Origin of the sequence: uncultured Muriicola sp., from assembly GCF_947258935.1 — a bacterium.
In the GTDB taxonomy this organism is placed as follows: domain Bacteria; phylum Bacteroidota; class Bacteroidia; order Flavobacteriales; family Flavobacteriaceae; genus Muriicola.
In genome coordinates this window covers 1-3,582 of sequence record NZ_CAMYKH010000120.1, presented here as the reverse complement: position 1 = coordinate 3,582, position 3,582 = coordinate 1, and the positions used below count along the sequence as shown (strand labels likewise).

Annotated in this window: 2 protein-coding genes and 1 pseudogene; 1 reads left to right on the top strand and 2 read right to left on the bottom strand. The window is 38.7% G+C overall.

What is annotated here, in order from left to right:
* A pseudogene (locus Q0X72_RS13345) lies at window positions 1–278 on the bottom strand (glycosyl transferase family 1); the annotation flags it as partial.
* 269 nt (window positions 279–547) lie between these two features.
* The gene (locus tag Q0X72_RS13340; RefSeq protein WP_297766397.1) at window positions 548–1,786 is read right to left on the bottom strand and encodes an oligosaccharide flippase family protein; all 1,239 of its coding nucleotides are present in this window, start codon (window positions 1,784–1,786) and stop codon (window positions 548–550) included.
* A 288-nt stretch (window positions 1,787–2,074) separates the two neighbouring features.
* Between Q0X72_RS13340 and Q0X72_RS13335 the strand changes: the two genes are divergently transcribed.
* Window positions 2,075–3,582, top strand: a 1,508-nt coding sequence (locus Q0X72_RS13335) for a tetratricopeptide repeat protein (protein ID WP_297766395.1), incomplete at its 3' end; no start/stop codon positions are given.

Here is a 3,582-nt window from a genome sequence, read left to right as displayed (position 1 = left end):
AATTGAAGGTTAAATAAAACTGCATCGGGTTTAGTTTCTGAGATTGCCTTATTGATGTTATACAGGTTTGTATAACTATTAAAACTCCAGCTTTCTTTCACTGTAATTTTACACCCTTCACCTTCAAAGGACAGATCTTTTTCTTCAGTAGTTCTGTCGGTGATCAATACGATCTCCGTTACATCTTCTTGTAAACGGAAGTGTTTTACTAAATGGTACCCATATTCAGTTAAGGTTACTTTGCTGGGTGGATACGCGGTTACAATGGCTAATTTCATAGGTTAAGTATTAAGATTAATAATTTATTTACAGGGCAAATATCTTATAAAAGGCAGTGAATACGGGCGGTGAGAGGCTCACTGCATCCTTACTGTAGACGAATGGAAAAACAGTGTCGGTAAGCAGAAAATTGGGTCCTGGAATTTTGTTGCATTATGGATCCTAAACATATTAGCCAGGCCCCAGGATCTATATCTGAGAAGCACTAAATGAAAAGGTCGGAACTAATAGTAGATCCGACCCTAGTAATTTTGAATAAAAAGCTGTTCTATAAGCTTCGCTTCTTATATAGAAAATAAACAATTTGTGAGATCAACAAAACGACCATTACAAGGATCTGTAACTGTACAACTTGCACTAATGTGTTATGCAGAACACTTATAAGTGCTATTTGCGATAACCCTAAAACTCCCGAAATAATTACTGGTACATAATGATCCAGGGATAAAAAATAGTAAGCAAATATATTCCCTATAGCAAAAAGGGATGTCGCCACAGCGTATTGCCACAACAAACCTGCCATAGACAAATAGGCGTCACCAAACATAAGTTTGATGATCAACTCAGGGAAAAAATAACAAGAGGTTATGATGGTCAGGGAAAGAAGGGCAACATAGCCCACATATTTAAATAATACAGGAGCAGTTGCCTCCCCATCTCTTTCTTTTTGAACAACTGCCGGCAATAGGAGCATCACAAACATCCAGGCCACAAAGTATACTACCCGGCCAATGAGAGCCAGAGAAGCATATAAACCTGCCTCATTAGGACTGAAGTAATGCTTCACCATAAGAACATCGCTGTTGTTAATAATGATCTGAGTAATTTCATAACAAAGGGTCAGAATAATGAATTTATTTACCCGTTTTGCATTTTCAGACGATAGAATTGAAGGTTTGGCCACTGAAATTCCTGTCACATCTGAAGGGATCAAACCAAAAAGAAAGGAAAATCCGATCCCCATAGCAACGGATAGGGCGGGTTCCCAGGGACTAAATAATAGGAACGCGAGCGTAATCAGCAGTCGGCTCCACATCTCCGTTTGATAGGTTATGGAGAGTTTATTAAAATTATGATGTCCCTGATAGTTCCCTCTATTCACACTCATAAAAAAATATAAAGGGATTCCAAAGCCAAGTGCCACAAACATATAAGGTGTATTTGTCTGAAAAAGCAGCTGTAGATCTTTAGCAAAATAAACAAGCAATGCGCCAATAAGCATTCCCACGATAATGGCTTGTTTGTAGATCCTGTTTAGGAAATTGTCCCACACCTTCCCGGAAAACACCACGGCGAATTTTGTTGTTGCCAACTGAAATGTCATCCCCAGAAAGGACAAAACTAACAGTAGTGTTACTAGAAGTGCAGCATCTGCATATGCTTCTGGCCCCAATAGTCTTCCTAAGATAAGGTTGTACAAATAGTTGCCACCGTTAACAAGTAACACACTGCCCATAAATACTTGTTCGGGTGTAAATTTTTTTAATAGAATTCTAATTGTGGTCATGTCTAATTTTTAAAGATGTGTTCTAGTGATTAAGCTCTTTAATTGCCTGAATTTGAAAACACATTTATGAATTATTTTGGTTAAGTGTTCTTTTAATTATTACCCCAAATATCTCCCAAGCCGGCGTTATTTAATTCCCGATTTAGACGGATGGCCATTTGCTGTAGACGAACGGACAGTATCGCACTTCCGGTGCGGGAAGGACTGCATTAACTTTACATAACCAAAAAACAATAAGGTGAGAAGCTTAAAAAATGGCTTCGTTAACCATCTAAAAATGCTTAACCTATGAAAGTTAAATTTTTATTACCTGTATTACTTTTCACTTCCACTCTTATGAGCGGACAAGGAAGTATGAACGAAGGATTTCAATTATTGGAATCCGGATCGTTTGAGGAAGCGGAAACCTATTTTGATTCGTATCTGCAATCCGACCCCAAAAACAAAACGGCACAGATTTGCTACGGCAGGGCAGTGGGCTTAAGCGGCGAACCTACCAAAGCCATTGAATTATTTTCTGAGCTTCTTCAGGAATACCCTTCAGATTTTGAGGTTCAGATCAACTATAACGAAGCGTACTTGTGGGATAAGCAGTATGGCAATGCAAAACCATTGTATGAAGAATTGGTAGCGAACAACCCAAATAATTTTGGGGCACTATTAGGTTATGCCAACACTTTAAGTAATCTAAAAGAATTTGAATCGGCTCTGGCTTGGGTAAATAAGGCCCTGACACTGCAGCCTGGGAACAATAGCGCCAAAACCTCAAGAAAATATATTAAACTAGGTTTTGCCAACACGCATATTACCAATAAGCAGTATGATATCGCGGAGCAATTATTAAAAGAAATATTTATTGATTTTCCGGAAGACAAAGAAACACTGTTAAATCTTGCCAATCTGTATTTGATCACAAAAAACTCGGAGCGCGCAAAAAGTACTTATTTACAAATAGCTAAAAATCCGTTAGACTCTATTGTAGCTCTTAATGGTATTGCGCTGGCATCACATATTGGAAAAAACGATAAAGAAGCATTGAATATAACCCGTATTGCGCGAGCCAAGGTTGCCACGGTTAATGATACCGTTCTAACGAACAGGACGAATGAACGCTATATTCAGGCCTTGATCTGGAATAGCAAGTTTAGGGAAGCAGATAAACAAATAGACAGTTTGGAAAGAAGAGTGCCTAGCCAGAATTGGATAAAAGCACTCAGAGCAACCTTGGGAATGTATACAGCCGATTTTAAGACCAGTCTAGACTCATATGATGCTATTCTATTAAATGATAGCACGTCATTTGATGGGAACCTGGGAAAGGCAAATGCCTTGTTCGCTTCAGACAGAATCATACCTGCCTATGAGGCAGCTTTTAAGACTTTATCACATTATGAAAACCAGGCAGACGCTCAGGGATTTGTGGAGAAATTGAATTCACTGCATACACCTATGCTGGAAGAGAAGGCCTTTTACACCTTCGATAATGGTAAAAATGTAGCCTTTGGAAATCAGATAAGTGGTAGTCTGCCGTTTTCGACAAAATTTAGAACATCATTTTCCTATCAGTTTAGGAATACGGAAAACACCATTTCTCAGAACAAGGCTACTTCACATGTTGTATTGGCCGGTGCAGAGTACAAAGTGTTCCCGCAGACTAAATTAAAAACTGTGATTGGGTTTAATAACTCTAGCTTTGGAGACAGATCGTATACCCAACCCATCCTGGATGCACGATTTCAATTACAACCAATGCGCCTCCAAAATTTGGAGATAGGCTATCAAAGAGAAGTTCAAAA